The 19,398-nt window shown below is 59.5% G+C and carries 18 protein-coding genes and 1 tRNA gene; 1 reads left to right on the forward strand and 18 read right to left on the reverse strand.

The annotated features are described in order from the left end of the window. Window positions 1–14: 14 nt before the first annotated feature. The 3 genes from iscR to trmJ form a co-directional block, all read right to left on the reverse strand. On the reverse strand, window positions 15–512 hold the full coding sequence (gene iscR / locus ACFC20_RS00885) for a Fe-S cluster assembly transcriptional regulator IscR (protein ID WP_375191366.1): 498 nt from the start codon (window positions 510–512) through the stop codon (window positions 15–17). Window positions 513–587: 75 nt separating this feature from the next. After that, window positions 588–1,361: a serine O-acetyltransferase gene (gene cysE, locus ACFC20_RS00890; RefSeq protein WP_091984875.1), complete on the reverse strand. Its 774-nt coding sequence runs from the start codon at window positions 1,359–1,361 to the stop codon at window positions 588–590. Further along, complete coding sequence (gene trmJ, locus ACFC20_RS00895) at window positions 1,354–2,217, reverse strand: tRNA (cytosine(32)/uridine(32)-2'-O)-methyltransferase TrmJ (RefSeq protein ID WP_375191367.1); 864 nt, start codon at window positions 2,215–2,217, stop codon at window positions 1,354–1,356. Before trmJ ends, cysE begins: the two co-directional genes overlap by 8 nt. A 184-nt stretch (window positions 2,218–2,401) precedes the next feature. On the opposite strand from trmJ, the gene ACFC20_RS00900 reads away from it, so the two are divergent. Next, a complete protein-coding gene (locus ACFC20_RS00900) occupies window positions 2,402–3,202 on the forward strand; it encodes an inositol monophosphatase family protein (RefSeq protein ID WP_375191368.1) in 801 nt (266 codons plus the stop codon). Between the two features lie 67 nt (window positions 3,203–3,269). Here ACFC20_RS00900 and secF read toward each other — a convergent pair whose 3' ends face one another. The 15 genes from secF to ACFC20_RS00975 form a co-directional block, all read right to left on the reverse strand. Continuing rightward, window positions 3,270–4,223: a protein translocase subunit SecF gene (gene secF, locus ACFC20_RS00905; protein ID WP_375191369.1), complete on the reverse strand. Its 954-nt coding sequence runs from the start codon at window positions 4,221–4,223 to the stop codon at window positions 3,270–3,272. Beyond that, window positions 4,216–6,090, reverse strand: coding sequence for a protein translocase subunit SecD (secD, locus tag ACFC20_RS00910; RefSeq protein WP_375191370.1), 1,875 nt, complete (start codon window positions 6,088–6,090; stop codon window positions 4,216–4,218). The genes secF and secD overlap by 8 nt, the downstream gene beginning before the upstream one ends. A 94-nt stretch (window positions 6,091–6,184) precedes the next feature. Continuing rightward, complete coding sequence (yajC, locus tag ACFC20_RS00915; protein ID WP_228739403.1) at window positions 6,185–6,490, reverse strand: preprotein translocase subunit YajC; 306 nt, start codon at window positions 6,488–6,490, stop codon at window positions 6,185–6,187. A gap of 86 nt (window positions 6,491–6,576) precedes the next feature. Continuing rightward, window positions 6,577–7,698: a tRNA guanosine(34) transglycosylase Tgt gene (tgt, locus tag ACFC20_RS00920; RefSeq protein WP_375191395.1), complete on the reverse strand. Its 1,122-nt coding sequence runs from the start codon at window positions 7,696–7,698 to the stop codon at window positions 6,577–6,579. Window positions 7,699–7,712: 14 nt separating this feature from the next. Beyond that, window positions 7,713–8,765, reverse strand: a complete 1,053-nt coding sequence (gene queA / locus ACFC20_RS00925; protein ID WP_375191371.1) for a tRNA preQ1(34) S-adenosylmethionine ribosyltransferase-isomerase QueA — start codon at window positions 8,763–8,765, stop codon at window positions 7,713–7,715. Between the two features lie 35 nt (window positions 8,766–8,800). After that, window positions 8,801–8,887, reverse strand: a tRNA-Leu gene (locus ACFC20_RS00930). Window positions 8,888–8,969: 82 nt separating this feature from the next. Next, the gene (flgL, locus tag ACFC20_RS00935) at window positions 8,970–10,193 is read right to left on the reverse strand and encodes a flagellar hook-associated protein FlgL (protein ID WP_375191372.1); all 1,224 of its coding nucleotides are present in this window, start codon (window positions 10,191–10,193) and stop codon (window positions 8,970–8,972) included. Window positions 10,194–10,211: 18 nt separating this feature from the next. Beyond that, window positions 10,212–12,248: a flagellar hook-associated protein FlgK gene (flgK, locus tag ACFC20_RS00940; RefSeq protein WP_375191373.1), complete on the reverse strand. Its 2,037-nt coding sequence runs from the start codon at window positions 12,246–12,248 to the stop codon at window positions 10,212–10,214. A 5-nt stretch (window positions 12,249–12,253) separates the two neighbouring features. Continuing rightward, on the reverse strand, window positions 12,254–13,240 hold the full coding sequence (flgJ, locus tag ACFC20_RS00945; RefSeq protein WP_375191374.1) for a flagellar assembly peptidoglycan hydrolase FlgJ: 987 nt from the start codon (window positions 13,238–13,240) through the stop codon (window positions 12,254–12,256). 8 nt (window positions 13,241–13,248) lie between these two features. Next, the gene (locus tag ACFC20_RS00950; RefSeq protein ID WP_375191375.1) at window positions 13,249–14,346 is read right to left on the reverse strand and encodes a flagellar basal body P-ring protein FlgI; all 1,098 of its coding nucleotides are present in this window, start codon (window positions 14,344–14,346) and stop codon (window positions 13,249–13,251) included. After that, window positions 14,343–15,035, reverse strand: coding sequence for a flagellar basal body L-ring protein FlgH (gene flgH, locus ACFC20_RS00955; protein ID WP_136632107.1), 693 nt, complete (start codon window positions 15,033–15,035; stop codon window positions 14,343–14,345). The genes ACFC20_RS00950 and flgH overlap by 4 nt, the downstream gene beginning before the upstream one ends. Window positions 15,036–15,063: 28 nt before the next feature. Continuing rightward, window positions 15,064–15,852 (reverse strand): flagellar basal-body rod protein FlgG, encoded by a 789-nt coding sequence (gene flgG, locus ACFC20_RS00960; RefSeq protein WP_375191376.1) that lies wholly within the window; start codon window positions 15,850–15,852, stop codon window positions 15,064–15,066. 84 nt (window positions 15,853–15,936) lie between these two features. After that, window positions 15,937–16,689, reverse strand: coding sequence for a flagellar basal body rod protein FlgF (locus ACFC20_RS00965; RefSeq protein WP_375191377.1), 753 nt, complete (start codon window positions 16,687–16,689; stop codon window positions 15,937–15,939). A gap of 91 nt (window positions 16,690–16,780) precedes the next feature. After that, the gene (locus ACFC20_RS00970; RefSeq protein ID WP_375191378.1) at window positions 16,781–18,679 is read right to left on the reverse strand and encodes a flagellar hook-basal body complex protein; all 1,899 of its coding nucleotides are present in this window, start codon (window positions 18,677–18,679) and stop codon (window positions 16,781–16,783) included. A 27-nt stretch (window positions 18,680–18,706) separates the two neighbouring features. Further along, window positions 18,707–19,384 (reverse strand): flagellar hook assembly protein FlgD, encoded by a 678-nt coding sequence (locus ACFC20_RS00975; RefSeq protein WP_091984838.1) that lies wholly within the window; start codon window positions 19,382–19,384, stop codon window positions 18,707–18,709. Window positions 19,385–19,398 lie beyond the last annotated feature (14 nt).

Consider the following 19,398-nt stretch of genomic DNA (forward strand, 5'->3'; position numbering starts at 1 on the left):
GCTTTGTGTATCTGTCAGGCCGGCGCCTGGTCGGACAGGCGTTCGGTGTTGATTGTTTCGCAACCGTCGTCAGACTGGCGGCGATTCTGCCGGTCCGCAACCTCGCGAATTTCATGTTTTTTCATCAAGTCTCCCAGGCTGATTTCGCTGAGAAACTGATGGATCTGATCACTCAGATCGGACCAGAGGTGGTGGGTGAGGCACTTCTCGCCATTCTGACAGTCACCCTTGTTACCACAGCGGGTGGTATCCAGGGATTCGCTGACCGCATCGACCACTTCCGCAATGTAGACGTCGGTTGCCGGCCGGCTGAGACGATAACCGCCGCCGGGACCCCGAATGCTGCTGACCAGCTTCTGCCTGCGCAGGCGGGAGAAGAGTTGCTCCAGATAGGACAGAGAGATTTCCTGTCGGGCCGATATGTCAGCCATACTCACCGGCCCCTGATCTCCATGCAGAGCCAGGTCAAGCATAGCCGTAACGGCGTAGCGGCCTTTGGTGGTCAACTTCATAGGGTCAGCCCCTGAGGGGAATGAATCTCAAAACGCCTGTCGAGTATGAGTTGACCAACCATTTCAGTCAAGTATTCAGCGGCGCACCTCATCGTCGTCCCTCACACAGTCGAAGTCCTCTTCCTGCAAGGGCGGCAGCTTGCCATTCTGGTACTCACTGTTCACCTTCCTCAAGGCCTTGCACATGTTCTCGATGCGATCATCCACTACGTGCATATGGTCAAGGAGCGAACGCATGGCCCGTGCTACCGGGTCCGGCATCTCCTCGGTTACACCATAGGCATCGAAGCCCATCCGCTCTTCCATTTCCTTGCGCCGGACATCGTCCTCGCCCTTGCGCTTCACCACAACGCGCCCGGGGATGCCAACCACCGTGGCTCCAGCCGGCACCGCCTTGGTAACCACCGAATTGGATCCGATCTTGGCACCCTCACCAACCTCAAACGGGCCCAGAATCTTGGCACCGGCACCCACTACCACGTTATTGCCAATGGTGGGATGCCGCTTGCCCTTGTTCCAGCTGGTGCCCCCAAGCGTCACACCCTGATACAGGGTGACGTCGTCACCAATAACCGTGGTCTCGCCGATGACCACCCCCATTCCATGGTCAATAAAGAACCGTCGCCCGATGGTCGCGCCAGGGTGAATCTCTATCCCCGTCAGCCACCGTGCAATGGTCGAAATCGTGCGAGCCAGCCACTTCAGGCCCAGCCGCCATAGCCAGTGAGAAAACCGGTGGAAAAGCAACGCGTGCAGACCCGGATAATTGGTCAGCACCTCAAACGTGTTCCGGGCCGCCGGATCGCGGTGAAACACACTGTTAACGTCTTCCCGCAAACGCTCAAACATCGCCATTGTCCTGTCCCGCAACCGTGCTTCCGGTCTCGGTTGATTTACTATTGCCCCGGGCGCCAACCGCTTTCTGAACAGCGGTCAGGATGCCGCGGAGTATATTGATTTCCATCTGATCCAGTCTGGCCCTCTGAAACAGCCTCCGCAAGCGGGTCATCAGCTGCCTCGGGTTATCCCGGCGATGGAAATCCACATCAATCAGCACCTGCTCCAGATGGCCAAAGAAACCTTCCACGTCGTCAACCCGGGCAGGCGGCACATCCCAGCCCTCGTCTCCGGGGCGAGCCATCGGCTTTAAGTATGGGCTGGCCTGACCATCTTCAAGGCTCCGCAGATAATGCATGCGCAACTCGTAGCACATGACCTGGACCGCCATGGCCAGGTTCAGGGAACTGTAGTCCGGGTTAGACGGTATATGGATGTGATAATGGCACCGCTGGAGCTCATCGTTGGTGAGGCCGCTATTCTCCCGACCGAACACCAGCGCCACCGGCCCGCTGCCGGCATGCTCTGCCGCGGTCGCCGCGGCTTCCGGCGGGGCACACACTGGCCAGGGCACCTTCCTGCCGCGGGCGCTGGTACCCATAACCAGCACGCAATCTGCCAGGGCTTCTTCCAGCGAAGACACCACCCTGGCGTGATCCAGAACGTCTGCCGCGCCGGCTGCCCGGGCATAGGAAGCCTCATCAGGGAAGGACGCGGGGCGGACCAGCCAGAGATTGCCCAACCCCATGTTTTTCATGGCGCGAGCCACTGCGCCTATGTTGCCGGAATGGGACGTTTCAACCAGAACAATGCGGATCTGGTCCTGGAAGGTTTCGGTTCCTTCCTGTGGCAGTGCGCTTTTATGCATTCTGAGACGTTCCAAGGTTGATCATCGGGCCGCGAATGATACCAGAAACCGACACCGCTCCGCCCCTCCGAAGAAGCCGCACCCCGTGACTCATCCGTGCTATTGCTGAGTCAAAAAACATACAAGCCCTGTGATCTTTTGCTATCATACGCGGCCTTCACACACCCGGATAATGATCACTCAGATGCAACCAGCGATTAAAATGGCCCTGCGCGTTGCGCGTCAGGGGTCTGACTACCTGAAAGCCCATTTCGAGCGCCAGGAACCCACCGGCAAGGATGACGCAGACCGTCGCCGCCAGCTGGAGCGGGTTGAGCAGTCCATCTACGACAATTTCGTCGAGCAGCTGGAGAAGGCCTACAAGGACCACAGCATTGCACCTCTGAACGAAGCCAATGCGGGCGACAGTGAAAAAAGCTGGCACGTCTTTCCAGTGCTGGGACGCGAGAACTTCCTCCGCGGCATTCCCGAGTTTGCCCTGGCCCTGTGCCAGAAGCGCAATAACCGGACCGAGAACCTGTTGATCGTCAATCCGGTTACGGGGGAGGAATACTCCGCCAGCCGTGGCCACGGCGCTGCCCTGAACAGCCGGCGTGTACGCACCTCGGAGATCAAAATGACCGAGAAAGCCGCCATTGCCACGAACGTTCTGGATCAGGCCCGCAGAGGCGATGATCCGCTGCTCTGGGGCGAGATGGCAGCTACTCTGGCTCGGGATTCCGGCATGTTCCGCACCTCAGGGTGTGTGGTTCTCGACGTCGCCCGTGTGTCTGCCGGCCTGATGGATGCAGCCATTATTTTCCGCCCGGAGCCTGCCGAGCTGGATCTGGGCGTTACCCTCGCGATGGAATCTGGCGCCCTGACCGGTGACTTCTCCGGCAATCCGTCCACCGCCGGTGCCCGCCAACTGGTCGTCGCCAACCCGAAACTGTTCCGGGAAGTCCTGAAGGTTCTGCACCCATTCCGGGGCCGTTTGCCACGCTGAGTCAGAACACGGAAAACGGGCACAAAAAAACCGCCACTTGAGGGCGGTTTTTTTGTGGGCCGGACATTTACATCCGGTTAAGCCACTCCGGAGGCTGCTCCTCCTGGTCCGGATCGCCGACACCCTCCTTGGGCGGCACGATCAGGTCTTCGCGGGTCACGCCCATAACCATCAGCAGGTTGGCGGACACGTAAATGGAGGAATAGGTACCCACCACAACGCCGATGATCAACGCCAACGCGAAGTTATTGATCGCCTCCCCGCCCAGCAGGTATAGCGCCACCAGAACCACCAAGGTTGTGCCGGATGTGTTGATGGTCCGGGCAATGGTCTGGTGGATGGATTCGTTGATGATATCCCAGGGCTCCCCCACCCGCATCTTCCGGAAATTTTCCCGAATGCGGTCCGCGACCACGATGGTATCGTTCAGGGAATAGCCGATAACCGCCAGCAAAGCGGCAAGCACTGTCAGGTCAAAGGTCCACTGGAACAGGGCGAACACACCCAGCACAATGATGACGTCGTGAGCCAGTGGCACTACCGACGCAATACCGAACTTGAACTGGAACCGCATACCCACGTAAATCAGCACCACGGCAAGCGCAATCAGCAGGCCCAGGCCGCTATCTTCCTTCAGCTGCTCACCTACCTGCGAACCGACAAACTCGGAGCTCACCAGCTCCAGGTTTACGCCGCCCTCCTTGAGGATGCGCGTCACCTCCGGCGCCAGCTTGTCGTTGTCGGCCTCGGCCATCCGAACCAGTACCGTTGTGTCGGCACCGAAATTCTGAACGGAGAACTGCTCGTACCCTGCTGAGTCCAGCCTGCTACGGATGTCGTCCAGCTCGGGCGCCTCGGCGTATTCGAATTCCACCGAGGTACCCCCGGTGAAGTCCATGCCCAGATTCAGACCACGGGTGGCCAGCAGGGCTATGGAAATAACGATCAGGGCAATGGAAAAGCCGGAAGCAATCTTCCGGAGCCCCATAAAGTCAAATGGTTGCTTCTGATCTTCAGACATTGGCGAGCTTTCCTCCGATCGACAGTTTCTCGACTCTGCGGCCGCCGTATACAAGGTTGACGATGCTGCGACTGACCATCAGGCCGGAGAACATCGAGGTGAGGATACCGATACACAGGGTCACCGCGAAGCCTTTCACAGGGCCAGAGCCCATGGCAAACAGGATCACTGCCACCAGCAGCGTGGTGATGTTGGCATCAAAGATGGAGACGAATGCGCGGGAGTAACCGGCGCTGATGGCTGTCTGGGGCGGAACCCCGGCCTTCAGCTCTTCTTTTATGCGCTCGAAGATCAGCACGTTGGCGTCCACCGCCATACCTACGGTGAGCACGATCCCGGCAATGCCCGGCAGCGTGAGTGTGGCGGAAAGAATCGACATGCACGCCACCAGCAACATCAGGTTGAGGGTAAGTGCGATGTTGGCAATCAGGCCAAACCCACGGTAGTAGACCAGCATGTAGAGCAACACCAGACCAAAGCCGAGGGCAACCGACATCATCCCCGCATCAATGTTCTTCTGGCCAAGGCTCGGACCAATGGTGCGCTCCTGCACAAAGTACATCGGTGCCGCCAGGGCACCCGCCCTCAGCAGCAGAGCCAGTTCCGCGGCTTCCGGGATGGAATCCAGACCCGTGATCCGGAAGCTGCTGCCCAGGGCAGACTGAACGGTAGCAAGACTGATGATGCCCTTCTCGACCACCCGGTTCTCGAATTCCCGGGGTTCGCCGTCCACCATTCGCGTCTCGGTCTCGGTCCGGTATTCAATGAACAGAACCGCCATACGACGACCGATCGCGTTACGGGTGGCTCTGTTCATCAGGTCGCCACCCACCGAATCCATGGTGATATTCACCTGCGGCTGGCCGTTCTCGTCGAACGCCTGCTGGGCGTTGGCCACGTTGTTACCGGTGGCGATGACTTCCTGCTCAAGCCGGGCGGTACGTTGGGGCTGGTCACGGAAACTGAACTCTTCCGTCTCACTGCTCGGCGCGTCCTGACGTGCCTCCATACGGAACTCGAGGTTGGCCGTGGCGCCGAGAACACGCTTGGCCTGTGCGGTATCCTGCACGCCGGGCAGCTCGACGATGATCCGGTCCGCGCCCTGCTGCTGCACCAGAGGCTCGGCAACACCCAGCTCGTTTACCCGGTTACGGATGGTGGTCAGGTTCTGCTCCAGGGCGTAGTCCTGAATGGCGGAAACCTCGGCTTCCGACAGAGTCAGTACAAGAAGGTACTCGTCGCCCTGGGTCTGCTCATCCAGCAGGAATTCGTTGTACTGGTTACGCACCAGATCGAAGGCCTCTGACCTGGAGGCTTCATCACGGAAGCTGAGAACGATTTCGCGGTTATCCTGGACATCGCCGCCGCGATACCGGATCCGCTCTTCCCTCAATTCACGCTTGATCTGCCCGGACATTGCTTCAAGACGCTGGGCAACAGCCGTTTCCATATCCACTTCCAGCAGGAAGTGAACCCCACCGCGAAGATCAAGGCCCAGCTTCATGGGGCCAGCACCAAGGCTCCGCAGCCAATCTGGCGTCGAGGCAGCCATGTTCAGTGCCACCAGGTATTCGTTGCCCAGAGCTGCCTGAACCAGAGGACGGGCCCGCAGCTGATCGTCGGAGGTGGTGAGGCGGATCAGGGCATCCCGCTCCTGCAGGGAACTGCTTTTGACCTCAATTCCCTGCTTTTCAAGCACATCCACCGCCCTGTCGAGCACACCGGCGTTGACTTCGGTGCTGCTTCGGGCGCCGGTGATCTGAATGGCGTAGTCGTCGGGGAAGAGGTTGGGCAAGGCGTAAATAAACCCGATCACGAGCGCGACCAGGATAACCAGGTTTTTCCAGAGCGGATACTTGTTCAGCATGGGATCCCTTGTAGCCGGCCTAGCGGCCGGCCTTGGTGTTTCTGCCAGGAAGATTCCAACCGGCCACCGGGGATGGCCGGCTCAATGGTCCCGCTCAGATGTCCTTGAGCGTACCTTTGGGCAATGCCGCGGCAACGGCGACTTTCTGCACCTTGATCTCGACATTGTCAGCGACCTCTACAACGATGAAATCGTCGGTCACTTTGGTGATCTTGCCGGCCACACCGCCAGAGGTAACCACTTCGTCACCCTTGTTCAGGCCGGACATCAGCGCCTTGTGCTCTTTCGCACGCTTGGACTGCGGCCGCCAGATCAGGAAATAGAAAATCAGGATAAAGCCGGCAAAGAAGATCACCTGGCCCATAACGCCCATGCCCTGTGCACCAGGGTCCTGAGCCATGGCCAGAGCGGGCATCAGCGCCATCAGTGCGGCAACGAGCATTTTGATTGATTTCATCGAGTATCTCCGTTGGTTGAGCAAATCGTTTAAACCTTGTGCAGGGGCGGCACAGCCTCCCCGCGCAGGGCGTAGAAGTCGGTTACAAAGTCCGACAATGTACCTGCTTCAATGGCCCCACGCAATCCGGCCATGAGGTTCTGGTAGAACCGCAGGTTATGGATTGTATTCAGCTGGGAGCCCAGCATTTCTCCACACTTATCCAGATGATGCAGATAACTTCTCGAAAAATTCTGGCAGGTGTAGCAGTCGCAGCGTTCGTCCAGCGGCGCGGTATCGTGACGGTGTCGCGCGTTGCGGATCTTCACGATACCGGTGGAGGTGAACAGATAGCCATTCCGGGCATTGCGGGTGGGCATCACACAGTCGAACATATCCACGCCGCGGCGCACCGCCTCCACAATGTCCTCTGGCCGCCCTACTCCCATGAGATAACGGGGCTTGTCCTCGGGCATCTTCGGCGGCAGATGATCAAGGATGCGGATCATGTCCTCCTTGGGCTCGCCCACAGACAGGCCGCCAATCGCATAACCATCAAAGCCGATGTCGGTCAGGCCCGCCAGGGAAATGTCCCGCAGCCCTTCGTACATGCCCCCCTGAACAATGCCGAACAGCGCTGCCGGGTTACCCTCGTGGGCATCCTTGCTGCGCTGGGCCCAACGCAGGGACAGTTCCATGGATTCCTTCGCCTGGCGCTCGGTCGCCGGATAGGGCGTGCACTCGTCAAAGATCATGACAATATCCGAGCCCAGATCGCGCTGAACCTGAATAGCAATTTCCGGCGAAAGCTCCACGGGTGAGCCGTCCACCGGTGATCGGAAGGTCACGCCTTCCTCGGTAATCTTGCGCATCTCGCCCAGACTGAACACCTGGAATCCGCCAGAGTCGGTGAGGATCGGACCATGCCACTGGGTGAAATCGTGGAGATCACCGTGGGCCTTCACCACCTCCGTACCTGGCCTCAGCATCAGGTGAAAGGTGTTACCGAGAATGATTTCTGCGCCGATTTCCTGGATGTCCCTGGGCAGCATGCCCTTCACAGTGCCGTAGGTGCCTACGGGCATGAACGCCGGGGTTTCAACTGTGCCCCGGGGAAAGGTCAAACGCCCGCGACGGGCACGGCCGTCCTCACCCAGTTTTTCAAACGACATGAAACAGGTCTGGCTCACATGGCCTCCGCGCCGCGACTGGGCTGTTGTCCGGTAATAAACATGGCGTCACCGTAGCTGAAAAACCGGTAGCGTTCCGAGACGGCTTCCCGGTAGGCGGCCATGACGTGTTCGTAGCCGGCAAACGCACTGACCAGCATGATCAGGGTGGACTCCGGCAGATGGAAATTGGTGATCAGGGCGTCGACAGTCTGGAACCGGTAACCCGGGTAAATGAAGATGTCGGTTTCGCCCTGAAAGGCCGACAGCCGTCCGTCTGCACTGGCCGACTCCAGGGAGCGTACAGACGTGGTACCCACCGCCACCACGCGACCACCGCGGGCCCGGGTGCGTTCAACTGCGTCTACCGTTTGTGGGCTGACCTTGACGATTTCGCTGTGCATGGTGTGGTCTTCAATCCGGTCTACCCGGACCGGCTGGAAAGTCCCGGCCCCAACGTGCAGCGTTACAAAGGTGCTTTCAACGCCCGCTGCCGCCAGGGTTTCCAACAGCGGCTCGTCGAAATGCAGACCGGCAGTAGGTGCCGCGACAGCGCCTGACTCGCGCGCGTAAACGGTCTGGTAACGCTCCCGGTCAGTGGTCTCGTCGGGCCGATCCACGTAAGGCGGCAATGGCATGTGGCCGATGCGCTCGAGCACCTCCAGCACCGGTTCTGCCGATTCGGTCTCCAGCCGGAACAGTGCGTCGTTACGGCCGGTCATCCGAAGCGTGGATCCGTCTTCCAGGAACACTCTCTGCCCCGGCTTGAGGGCCTTGGATGCGCGCACGTGGGCCAGCATTTCGTGCTCACCGGTTACCCGCTCCACGAGCACTTCAACCTGACCTCCGGTCTCCTTCTTGCCGAACAGTCGGGCCGGAATCACCCGGGTGTCGTTGAACACCAGCAGATCACCGGGCCGGAGCATTGAAGGAAGGTCGCTGAAGACCCGATGGGCAAGTTCGCCAGTGGGACCATCAAGGCAAAGAAGTCGGGACGCACTGCGCTCTTTGAGCGGATAGCGGGCGATCAGCTCGTCCGGCAGGTCGAAATGAAAATCGGAGACATTCATGAGCTGGACTAATAACGACGCCGAAGGAAAGAAGATGGTAGCGGCGGGCGGACTCGAACCGCCACGGGTTTTACCCCAACGGATTTTGAATCCGTCGTGTCTACCAATTTCACCACGCCGCCATCGGAGAGTGTGGGCGATTATACTGAGCTCATTCGCGAAAGCAATAAGCCAGCGAGCACAATGGCCCGCCGGCTCAGTCCTTTACAGCCGATCGAACAGGGAGAGCTGTGACACCTGGGCAAAGGACTGCTGCGCTGCCTGCAGGACAAAACTCTGGAAACTCAGGTTGCTGATGGCTTCGGCGTAGTCCACATCCTGTAACTGGGAGCGTATCTCGTTGCTGTAGACCGAGGAATCCTCAAGAAACGTCTTGGTGGACTCAACGGCGTTCATGCGTCCGCCCAGCTCGGTCTGCTTCAGGATGATGCTCTCCTGCGCGTTGTCCAGATTGATGAGGGAGTTGGCAATCAGGTCGTCGTACTGGGCCTGGCCCTGGGGCGTGGTCTTGTCAATGCTGTTCAGGCCGGCAATCAGGTTCTCGATAGTACCGAACACCGACTGCTTCTCGTTGATCTTCAGGGTGAATACATCACCTGCCCCGGGCACGACGTCAGAGAGAGTCACTTCCATCCCGGCGACGTTAAATGGCTCACCGCTCTGGTAGGTTGGCGGGGTCACGGTCAACACATCGCCCTGGCTGTCAGTGGCAATGACGTTGCCACCGGCGTCAACTTCCAGAGTAATGTCGTCTGGGAACGAATTCGGGTACTCGGCTGCAAGCGCGGCCTCGTTCACCAGGCTGACCCCTGAGATCGATGCGCCAGCAGTAGCCACATTGGTGTGTTCACCGGTAATCGCCGCAGGTACCCGTACAAAGATATCCTTGCCGTTATCGCTGATCGGCACGGTCACGCCATCGTCTATCTCCAGAACACGCTGTCCCTCGTCGCCCTGGTAACGCCAGCTTCCGGTCGCATCCTGCTCAAATGCCTTCACCGAGCCCTGGAAACCGCTGAAGATATACTCGCCAGAAGCGTCCCGGGTGTTTGCGATGTTGGCTAGTTGCCCAAGGCGCTCCTGCAGCTCGGAGGAGATCGAGCGCCGGTCGTTGGGAGAGAGCGATCCATTGCCGGCCTGAACGGTGAGTTCCCGAATGCGCTGAATCACATCGATGGAGCTGGAAAGCGCATTCTCTTCCTGCTTCAGTCGATTTTCGGCCAGATCCACATTGCGCTGGTAGGTCTCCACCCGCGACAGTTCCTGATTCAGTTTCAGGATGCGGGCCGCGGCTACCGGATCGTCTGACGGCTTGTTGACACGCTTGCCGGTCGAGATCTGCTGCTGAGTGTTATTAAGGCTGCTGTTCAGTTCCTGCAGCCGATTGATGCCGCCCGAAAAAATCTGTTGCGATGAAATCCTGATCATGTCAAATCACCTCACCAATTACCGGAAGCTCTGCAACAGCGTGTTAAACAGGTCCTGGGCGACGGACATCACCTGGGCCGAGGCGTTGTAGGCCGCCTGGTACTGGATCAGCCTGCCCGCTTCTTCATCCAGATTGACACCCGACACCGATTCCCGCTGATTGGTCGACTGCTCAAGAAGGGTTTTGCCCGCATCCACATCCAGCTGGCTTTGACGGGTTTTCACCCCGATGTCCTCAACCAGGCCCGCGTACCCTTCCGCAAAACTCTGGCTGCCGCCGTTGAGGGTGTTCGCGGTGCCCAGGGCCGCCAGCAGCTCGGCGTTTCGGTTGTCGGACACACCGTTGGTGTTGTACTCGATGGTGAAGGTATCCCCCACCGCCGGCTCGCCCGTCATGCGAAACTGGTAGCCCTGATAGAGCGCGCCTGCCACGGCGGGGTCTTCTTCGAACAGAGTATTGATCTGGTTCGGATCGTAATTGCCGCTGGCCACCACCGCGCCGGATGGCGGTGCCTCGGTTACCTGATACTGCAAACCTGTCGGGCCGCCGGCTGTGAAAGAAACCGTCAGCGGCCCGTTGGCAAGCTCACCGGCGGTCTGGAAGCCGGGCAGCAGGGAGTTGGTAAACGGGTTACGAACATCCAGCATGGTGCCCTGGTCGATTTTGCCGGTGCCAATGTTGGCGTCACTGGCGGTGGCTCGTATCGGGCTGGCGAACGCCAGATCTTCTTCCCTGCTGACCACAAGGCCGATGGCCTCTGCCGCATTGCGGCTTGGCTGGATCAGGAACTTGTCGCCGGCATTGAAGGTGCCGCCCTCCACCCGGATGTTAAAGCCCGGCATGCTGATTTCAGACTGCGGCGGATCCGGCAGACGACCCTGGTTCACGGTTCTACCGCTGGCCTGATCAATCAGCTCGAAGTTGCGGCCGTCGCCGCTGAACTGAAGTGTCCAACGACCGGCAGGCAAAGCCGAACTGTCGGTGATTTCCACGGCAAGCTGGCCGGTGGTGGTAATGGCATTGTTGCCATTGGGCACCACGCGGCTGCGCTGGGCCTCCAGGGAATTGATGTCGTTGAAGAAGGGACCGCCGAGGTCGCCTTCCAGATCCATACCGATCTCATGCTGCTGGTTGATGGCGTCGGAGATAGCCAGGGCAATCCGCCCGAGTTCGTCGAACGCCGGCTTCAGCCCTTCATTGTCGAAACGCATCAGGCCACCGAGCTTGCCGCCGGTAATCTGTTCATCGATATTGAGCGTGCGCCCGCCATTGGTCAGGGTGAATTCCAGGCGGGTCGGATCCTCGGCACTTTCCCGGGTGCCCAGGGTGGATGGGTCGCTGCCAACCACCAGGGCCAGGCCGTTTGCCAGTGACACGTTCACCTGGCTGCCTTCGGTGGGCGTTACCTTGATGCTGACGAGCTCGGACAATTGGCGGAGTTTCTCATCACGCTTGTCGAGCAGCTCATTGGGCATGCGGCCCTGGGCGATACCCGGTGATTCGGAAATCGCCAGGTTCAACTCGGCGATGCTCTTGATCAGGGTGTTGGCGTCCTTAACACCCTGCTGCATCTGGGTCTTGATGGACTCGCGCTGCTGGATAAATTCCTGATTGAGCGCCTGGAATCGATTGATCACCTGCTGGGCTTCGCTCAACACAAGTTGGCGTTGGGGCAAAGACGTGGGATCCTCGGCGGCGTTCTGCAAACTGGCGAAGAAATTGTTCAGGGCATTGCTCAGCCCGGTGGTTTCGCCACCCAACAGGTTGTCCAGTCGGGACAGCTCCGAGTTCAGCGCCTCCTGCTCCCCATAAAGGGTGCTGTCCTCGCGCACCTGTTGCACCAGGAACTCGTTGGCCAGCCGGCGAATGTCGGACACGTTGACACCGCTGCCAATGGAACCGGCACCAGTCCGCTGGCCTTCCTGGGTCTCGAACAGCACCTCCTGGCGGCTATAGCCAGGGGTGTTGGCGTTGGTAATGTTGTTACCGGTGGTGTTCAGTGCCGTCTGATGACTCAGAATGCCGGTCAGACCAATACCTATCAGCCCCGCCATATCGCTTACTCCTTCATTCCTTCACTGCCCAGGGACAGCGTCATCAGTGAATCACGGCCCATGATCTGGCGAATCTTGCTGCCGTATTCAGGGTCGGTTGCATAGCCGGCCTGCTGCAGCCTTTCGGCAAACACCTCTGGCTGGTCTGCCACCGCCAGCACCTCCCGGTACCGGGGGTTGGATTCCAGGAACGACACGTAATCCCGGAAGCTGGCTTCATAGTCCGGATAGGCCCGGAAACTGGCCTGCTCTTTCATGGGCAGACCTTCCCGATATTCGGTCGTGGTGATGGATACCGAATCACCCTGCCAGCGATGATCGGCCTTGATGCCGAACAGGTTGAAGCTGGGCTCGCCCTGTTCGCCCCTGATCATGTGGCGTCCCCAGCCGGTTTCGAGCGCGGCCTGGGCAACCATCAACTTCGGATCAATGCCGGAGTCGCGGCTTATCTTCTGGGCTACGGGCAGCAACTCACGAACGAAGTGTTCCGGCGACTCGAAACGTTCGGGGAGCATCGCAGCCTCTTCAGTGGCCGCAGTCGCCACCTGGTCCGCCATGGCGGTCACTTCCCGAACCTGCTCGGGCAGACGGATGGACAGCGCGGGAAGACTGCGATCGTAATCAGCCAGCGTGGCCTTGTGCCCGGCCAGACGATCACCCTCCCCGTCCATGCCGGGAATCTGCCGGCTGAGCTGCCTTACAAGCGCTTCGGCCAGGCCACTGCCCTTGCCGCCGGCCATGGTCAGGCTCATCTGGTTGTCGAACATGTCCCGGTACAGCTCGGACTGGTTGCTGTTGAGGTAGTTGCCTTCGGCGAACACATCACCAGCCTTGCGCATGGACTTGAGCATTTCAGACAGGAACAGGCTCTCGAACTGGCGCGCCACTTCCCGAAGCGCCGCCTGCTTGTCAGTCCGGGCCTGGGCTTTGAGCGCGTTCAGGCCGTTGAAATCGGTATAGACCTGCGCCTGTTGAACCTTGTAATCCTGCATCATGCCACCTAGATCACGATCAGCTCGGCGCGCAATGCACCGGCCTGCTTGAGCGCCTCGAGAACGGCCATGACATCGCCGGGGGCGGCACCCACCTGGTTAACCGCCTGCACAATTTCATTGAGCGTGACCGCCGGGCCAAACTTGAACATGCGCGCCGGCTCCTCGGTAATGGCAATCTGGGTATCCTGCTCCAACGCGGTTTCACCCTCGGCGAACGGGTTGGGCTGCACCACTTCCGGGTTTTCCTGGATCGTGACCGTCAGGTTGCCGTGGGTCACTGCCGCCGGGCTGACTTTGACATTCTGCCCGACCACGATGGTGCCAGTGCGGCTGTTGATCACCACTTTGGCAGCGTCCTGGGCCGGGGCGACCTCAATGTTCTCAAGTATCGAAAGAAAGCTTACCCGCTGGGACGGATCTCGCGGCGCACGCACGGAAACCGAGGTGGCATCGTGGGCATAGGCCATGTCCGGACCCAGACGATCATTCACCGCCTCAACCACCCGGCGAGCAGTCGTGAAATCCGGTCGCAGGAGATGAAAGGTAATGGTGTCGCCCTCAGTAAACGGCGACAAGACCTCACGCTCGATAGTGGCGCCATTCGGGATACGGCCAACGCTGGGAATATTTACGGTAATCCTGGAACCATCCTGCCCCTGGGCACCAAAACCGCCAACCACCAGACTGCCCTGAGCCATGGCGTAGACGTTGTTGTCAGCGCCCTTCAGCGGGGTCATCAGCAGGGTACCGCCGCGCAGGCTGTCGGCGTTGCCGATGGAGGAAACCGTGATATCAATCTCCTGCCCGGCCTTGGCAAACGGTGGCAATGTGGCACTCACGGTTACGGCGGCGACGTTGGTGAGTTTCGGGTTCACGCCTTCAGACAGAGTGATACCGAACTGGTTCATCATGTTCCGGAAGGTCTGATTGGTGAACGGTGCCTTGTCGCCGGTCCCGTCAAGGCCAACCACCAGTCCGTAGCCCACCAGCTGGTTGTTCCTTACCCCTTTGATGCGGGACAGGTCCTTCAGCCGGTCCGCCATCACCGGTGCCGCAACCGCCGCCAGAACAAGTACCCAGGCAAGAAAACGTCGCATGCTCATAGCGGCCACCACTCACTGTTAAAGAAACGGGCAAGCCAGCCCATCTGGTTGGCCTGGTCGAAGTCACCGGTACCGCCATAGGCGATACGGGCATCGGCAATACGGTTTGAGGCAACGGAATTGTCCGGCTGGATATCCCGGGGGCGAACCAGTCCGGTCAGACGGATGTACTCTTCACCATTGGTCAGCGACAGCCACTTTTCGCCCCGGATCCGCAACACGCCATTGGGCAGCACTTCAGTGACCGAGACGGTGATGCTGCCAGCAAGGCTGTTGCTCTGATCCGCGTCGGCCCTGGTTTTAAAATCGCGCTCATTGTTCAGTGACGTGCCGATCCCGAAGTTGCTCTTGCCCAGAATGTTTGGCTCCGGCAACTTGATTTCGTTATCCTTGATGATACGGGTGTCAGCATTCTTGCTGGCACGGGTGGACTCCTGGAGGGTCACTGTCAGTACATCACCCACGTTGAGCGCGACGGTATCCCCGTAAAAGTTATAGTTTCGGGAGACCTGGTAAATCGAACCAGACGCCCTGTCCCTCTGCATCATGGCCTGAGGGCGCACCGGTGCAAACTCGGGGTCATCCGGAATCGCCCGGGGCCGGCTCATGGCCGTGCAACCCTGTAGTAGGATCAGTACCACTAAGGTCGCCAGGGTACTGGCGCCCCGGTTTGTCCGGCTGGATGTCATCGGATTCACGACCTCACCTCTGGCGGCATTAGCCAATGTTGTTGGTAATGAACTGCAGCATCTGATCCGTCGTGGAGACCACCTTCGAGTTCATTTCGTAGGCGCGCTGGGTGGTAATCATGTTCACCAGCTCTTCCACAACCTCAACGTTGGAGGCCTCCACAGAACCCTGTTCAATGGTGCCAAGCCCGAGCAGACCCGCCTCTCCCTCAACGGGGTTCCCGCTGGCAACGGTTTCCTTGAACAGGTTGTTTCCGATGGCCTGCAGGCCCTGGGGATTGATGAAATCCACCAGTGTGACCTGGCCAAGATTCACCGGCGCCGCCTGGTCGTCTGTTATCGCCGTTACCGTGCCGTCCTTGCCAATGGTGACATTGGTGGCGTTATCGGGAACATTGATGGCCGGCTCCAGGAGGTACCCGTCCGGATTGACCACATCGCCGTTCGAGTTCAGCTGGAACTGACCGTCCCGGGTGTAGGCAATCTGGCCATCCGGCAGCAGAATCTGCAGAAAACCCCGGCCATTAATGGCCATGTCCAGCGGCTGCTCGGTAATCTGAAGGTTGCCCTGGGAGAACTGCTTGACCGTGCCCACAACCCGGACACCCGTACCCAGTTGCAGGCCGGAGGGCAGTTCGGAGTTCTGGGTGCTCAGGCCACCGGGTTGCCGGTTGATCTGGTACAGGAGGTCCTGGAAGACCGCCTTGTCCCGTTTGAAGCCGGTGGTGTTGACGTTGGCCAGGTTGTTGGAAATGGTGGACATGTTGATGTCCTGTGCGCTCAAGCCGGTCTTGCTGACCCAAAGTGCTGGATTCATGCTGCTTACTCCGTACGGGGGCGGCAATCAGGCGGCCAGTTTTTGCCGCTTCAGGCCCGCCATGCCACTGTGTTCGGTCGTTACTTAAAGGTTCTGCAACAGCCGTGCCGCTGCTTCGGAATTGTCGTTGGCGGTGGTCATTACCTTCACCTGCATTTCAAATTGCCGGGAAAGCTGCAGATTGGAAATCATCTCTTCCACCGCATTCACGTTGGAGCTCTCAAGAAAGCCGGAAGCGACTCGAAGGTTGGCATCCGGCGGTTCCGGGCCATCCAGTGCCTGGTCAGGCTTGCGGCGCATATGACCATCCAGGCCCTTCTCCAGAGCCTCCGGAGGCGGACTTACCAGCTTCAGGCGATCAACCTCCACCAGCTGGTCAGGCGGGCCACCCACGGGCACGATCGACACCGTGCCATCGGCACCGATCTCGACGTTGTCAAAGGGAGGAAGCGCCACCGGCCCACCGTTACCGAGGACCAGTTCGCCGTTGGCGAGGCGAACCAGGCCGTTCACGTCGATCTGCAGGCTGCCGCTGCGGGTGAACACCTCTTCGCCCTGGTCGTTCTGGATAGCCAGCCAACCCTCGCCCTCAACCGCAACGTCCAGTTTCCGACCGGTTTCCATCAGCGCACCTGCGGACAGATCCGTGCCGGGCCTTTCTGTCATGGCATAGGCGCGGGTCGGGTAATGCTCCCCGAACACAGGCATGCTTCGGGCCTGAGCAAAGTCTTTCTTGAAGCCGGTGGTACTGACGTTCGCCAGGTTGTTGGCGTGGGCCTGCTGGGCCAGCATGTTCTGCTTGGCGCCAGACATACCGATGTAGAGGGCTTTGTCCATGGGAAAACTCCTGCCGGAATTTTGACTGTTTCCAGTCTTCCTGCAGGAGTCATGCCATGTTCGCTATGACGCTGGTTTAACGGCCGCGAGATTAGCGGAGGTTGATGATGGTCTGGGTGACCGCATCGGAGGTTTCAATGGTCTTGGCGTTCGCCTGGTAATTGCGCTGGGCAATGATCAGGTTAACGAGCTCAGACGACAGGTCCACGTTGGACTCCTCCACCGAGCTCGACTTGATGGAGCCGAGCGTTCCGGTGTCGGGCGCGCCAATAATCGGCTGCCCGGACTCGAAGGTTTCCACCCAGGTGGTGTCGCCCACGGGATTCAGACCGTCGGTGTTATTGAAGGCCGCCAGCGCCACCTGTCCCAATGCCTGGGACTGCCCGTTGGTGTACCGGGCAAACAGAACGCCCTGGTCGGATACATCCAGGCCCGACAGCCGGCCGGTGGTGTAGCCATTCTGCTGCTGGTCGTTCACGCCAAACGCCGCCCCGTACTGGGTGGTGCCGCTGAGATTGATCACAAAGGCCGAGGTTGTGGGCGGCTCAGGAATCGGCGTTACCACGGTCTCGCCCGGCGCAGGAGGGCCGTCTGCCCCATTGGGCTGACCGCTCTCGTCCTTCGGAATCCAGTCGTCGATCAGGATTTCGCCGCTCGGATCGCCGTTGATGGACTGCAGCGCGCCATCCTGGTCAAAACGGGCGGTATAGGGTGTCACATCCGTGCCACCGACGAACTCACCGTCGATCTGCGCATACACGGACCACTCGCTCACCCCTACGCCGTTGCCGGGCGAAGGATTCTTCACGAAGAATTGGGTCAGCTCGTGGGAGTTGCCCAGGCTGTCATAAACAGTCGTGGATGTGGCGTGGTTGTAGGTGCGCTGATCCAGCGGGTTGAACTCGTTGGTTACCCGGATCGGCGATGCATTGAAGGCCAGCTCGAAATCGTTGTCCGCGGTGGTGGATGTTACACCGGCCACGGACCGGTCGGCGGTGACGTTCACATCACCGGTCACGGTATCGGAATCGCTGTTGCCGTTACCGTCCGCAAAGCTGTAGCTCAGGGTTTCACCCTGGTTGTGAATCACCCGCAGAACATTGGTACCGCCGGAACCAGCCACAATGGAGGCGGAGATCGCGGTCTCGCTGGAGTTGTTGATTGAATCCACCAGGTCCTGCAGCGAGTTGATGTTGGAGGTATCGAGGGTCAGGGGCGAACCGTTGATATCCAGGCTGAAGGTGAAATTACTGGCACCGCTGATGAAGGCGTCGTTCAGATCCTGGGCGCCGTCGAAGGTCACCGTTGTTGTTGCCGACGCACTCATTCCCGGCGCATTGTTGATCTCCGCCGCCGCTTCCCTCGCGGTGGAGGTTGCGGTCAGATCAACCGGAAAGTTCGGAGTGCCATCCGTATATTGAACATCAAAAGTCTCGCCAGAGATGGCGCTGAAGGCCAGTGGTCCGATGTCCCGAACACGGGTTTCAAGAACGCTCTGGCGGGAATCCAGGTTCAGGTCCGAATCCAGGTTCGTGGTCCGCCTGGGCGCCAGATTATCCGTCTCGATTTGCAGGTCACCGCGAATCCCCGAGAGATTCCCGTCCTCATCGGCGGTATACCCCTGCACCCGCATGTTCTGGTTGTTGATCACATAGCCGTCTTTATCAATCGAGAACTGGCCGGCCCGGGAATAGCGGATCTCACCGCCGTTATTCAGGATAAAGAACCCGTCGCCGCTGATGGCCATGTCCAGGCCGTTGTCGGTAAAGCTGATGTTGCCCTGACCGAAAGACTGCTTCACATCCTGCACCCGAACGCCGTCGCCGATCGGGTTGGTGCCGGCGCTCAGGAAGCCGCTGGCGTAGAGATCGCCAAACTGGGCCTTGCTGCCCTTGAAACCCACGGTGCTGGCGTTGGCAATATTGTTGCCGGTGACGTCCAGATCCACCGATGCAGCGCGAAGGCCACTCAAACCTGTGTTAAATGCCATGGTTAACCCCCTGGTGTTTCACCGGACTCAGTTAATTTGTTTCACATCAGACAGGGCAATCGAGCCCATGCCTGCAAGATTCAGGGTGATGGAACCGCCCTGCCCGAGCGATACGCTGTCAACGTTGGCGCTCACCATGGTACCCAGCTGCTGTGGGCCATCGGGATAGGAGGCCTCGGCCACAATCCGGTAAGGTCCAGGCGGCAAAGGATTGCCGTTGCCGTCCTGGCCATCCCAGCGGAACGACACCACGCCCGCCTGGCTGCTGCCCATATCAATCTGCCGCACCCGCTCGCCGTTCTTGCCTTCAATCGACAGGCGAAGACCTCCGGTGGACGCCGGTACCTCGATGGTGCCGGTAATCTCACCTTCTGCGCCCAGAATGCCGAACTGGGAGGGTGCCAGAACCGACTTGCCCACCATGGCAGAGGCCTGGAGTGCCTGTGTGGAGCGGAACTGGCCCACCACATCCTCAACCGTTCCGGAGAGATTCTGCATCTCCTCCAGAGAGCTGAACTGTGCCAGCTGGGAGATAAACTCGCCGTTGTCCTGGGGCTCCAGGGGATTCTGGTTCTTCAACTGCGCCAGCATGAGTTCCATGAACTCGTTACGGCCCAGTTCACTGGTACCGCTGCCCGTCTGTTTCTGCTGCGCCCGGTACTGGCTCAGAACATCCGACGCGTCTGTTGCATTCACTGCAGTCATGATTTGCTCCTCAC

The organism is Marinobacter sp., from assembly GCF_041984545.1.
GTDB lineage: Bacteria > Pseudomonadota > Gammaproteobacteria > Pseudomonadales > Oleiphilaceae > Marinobacter.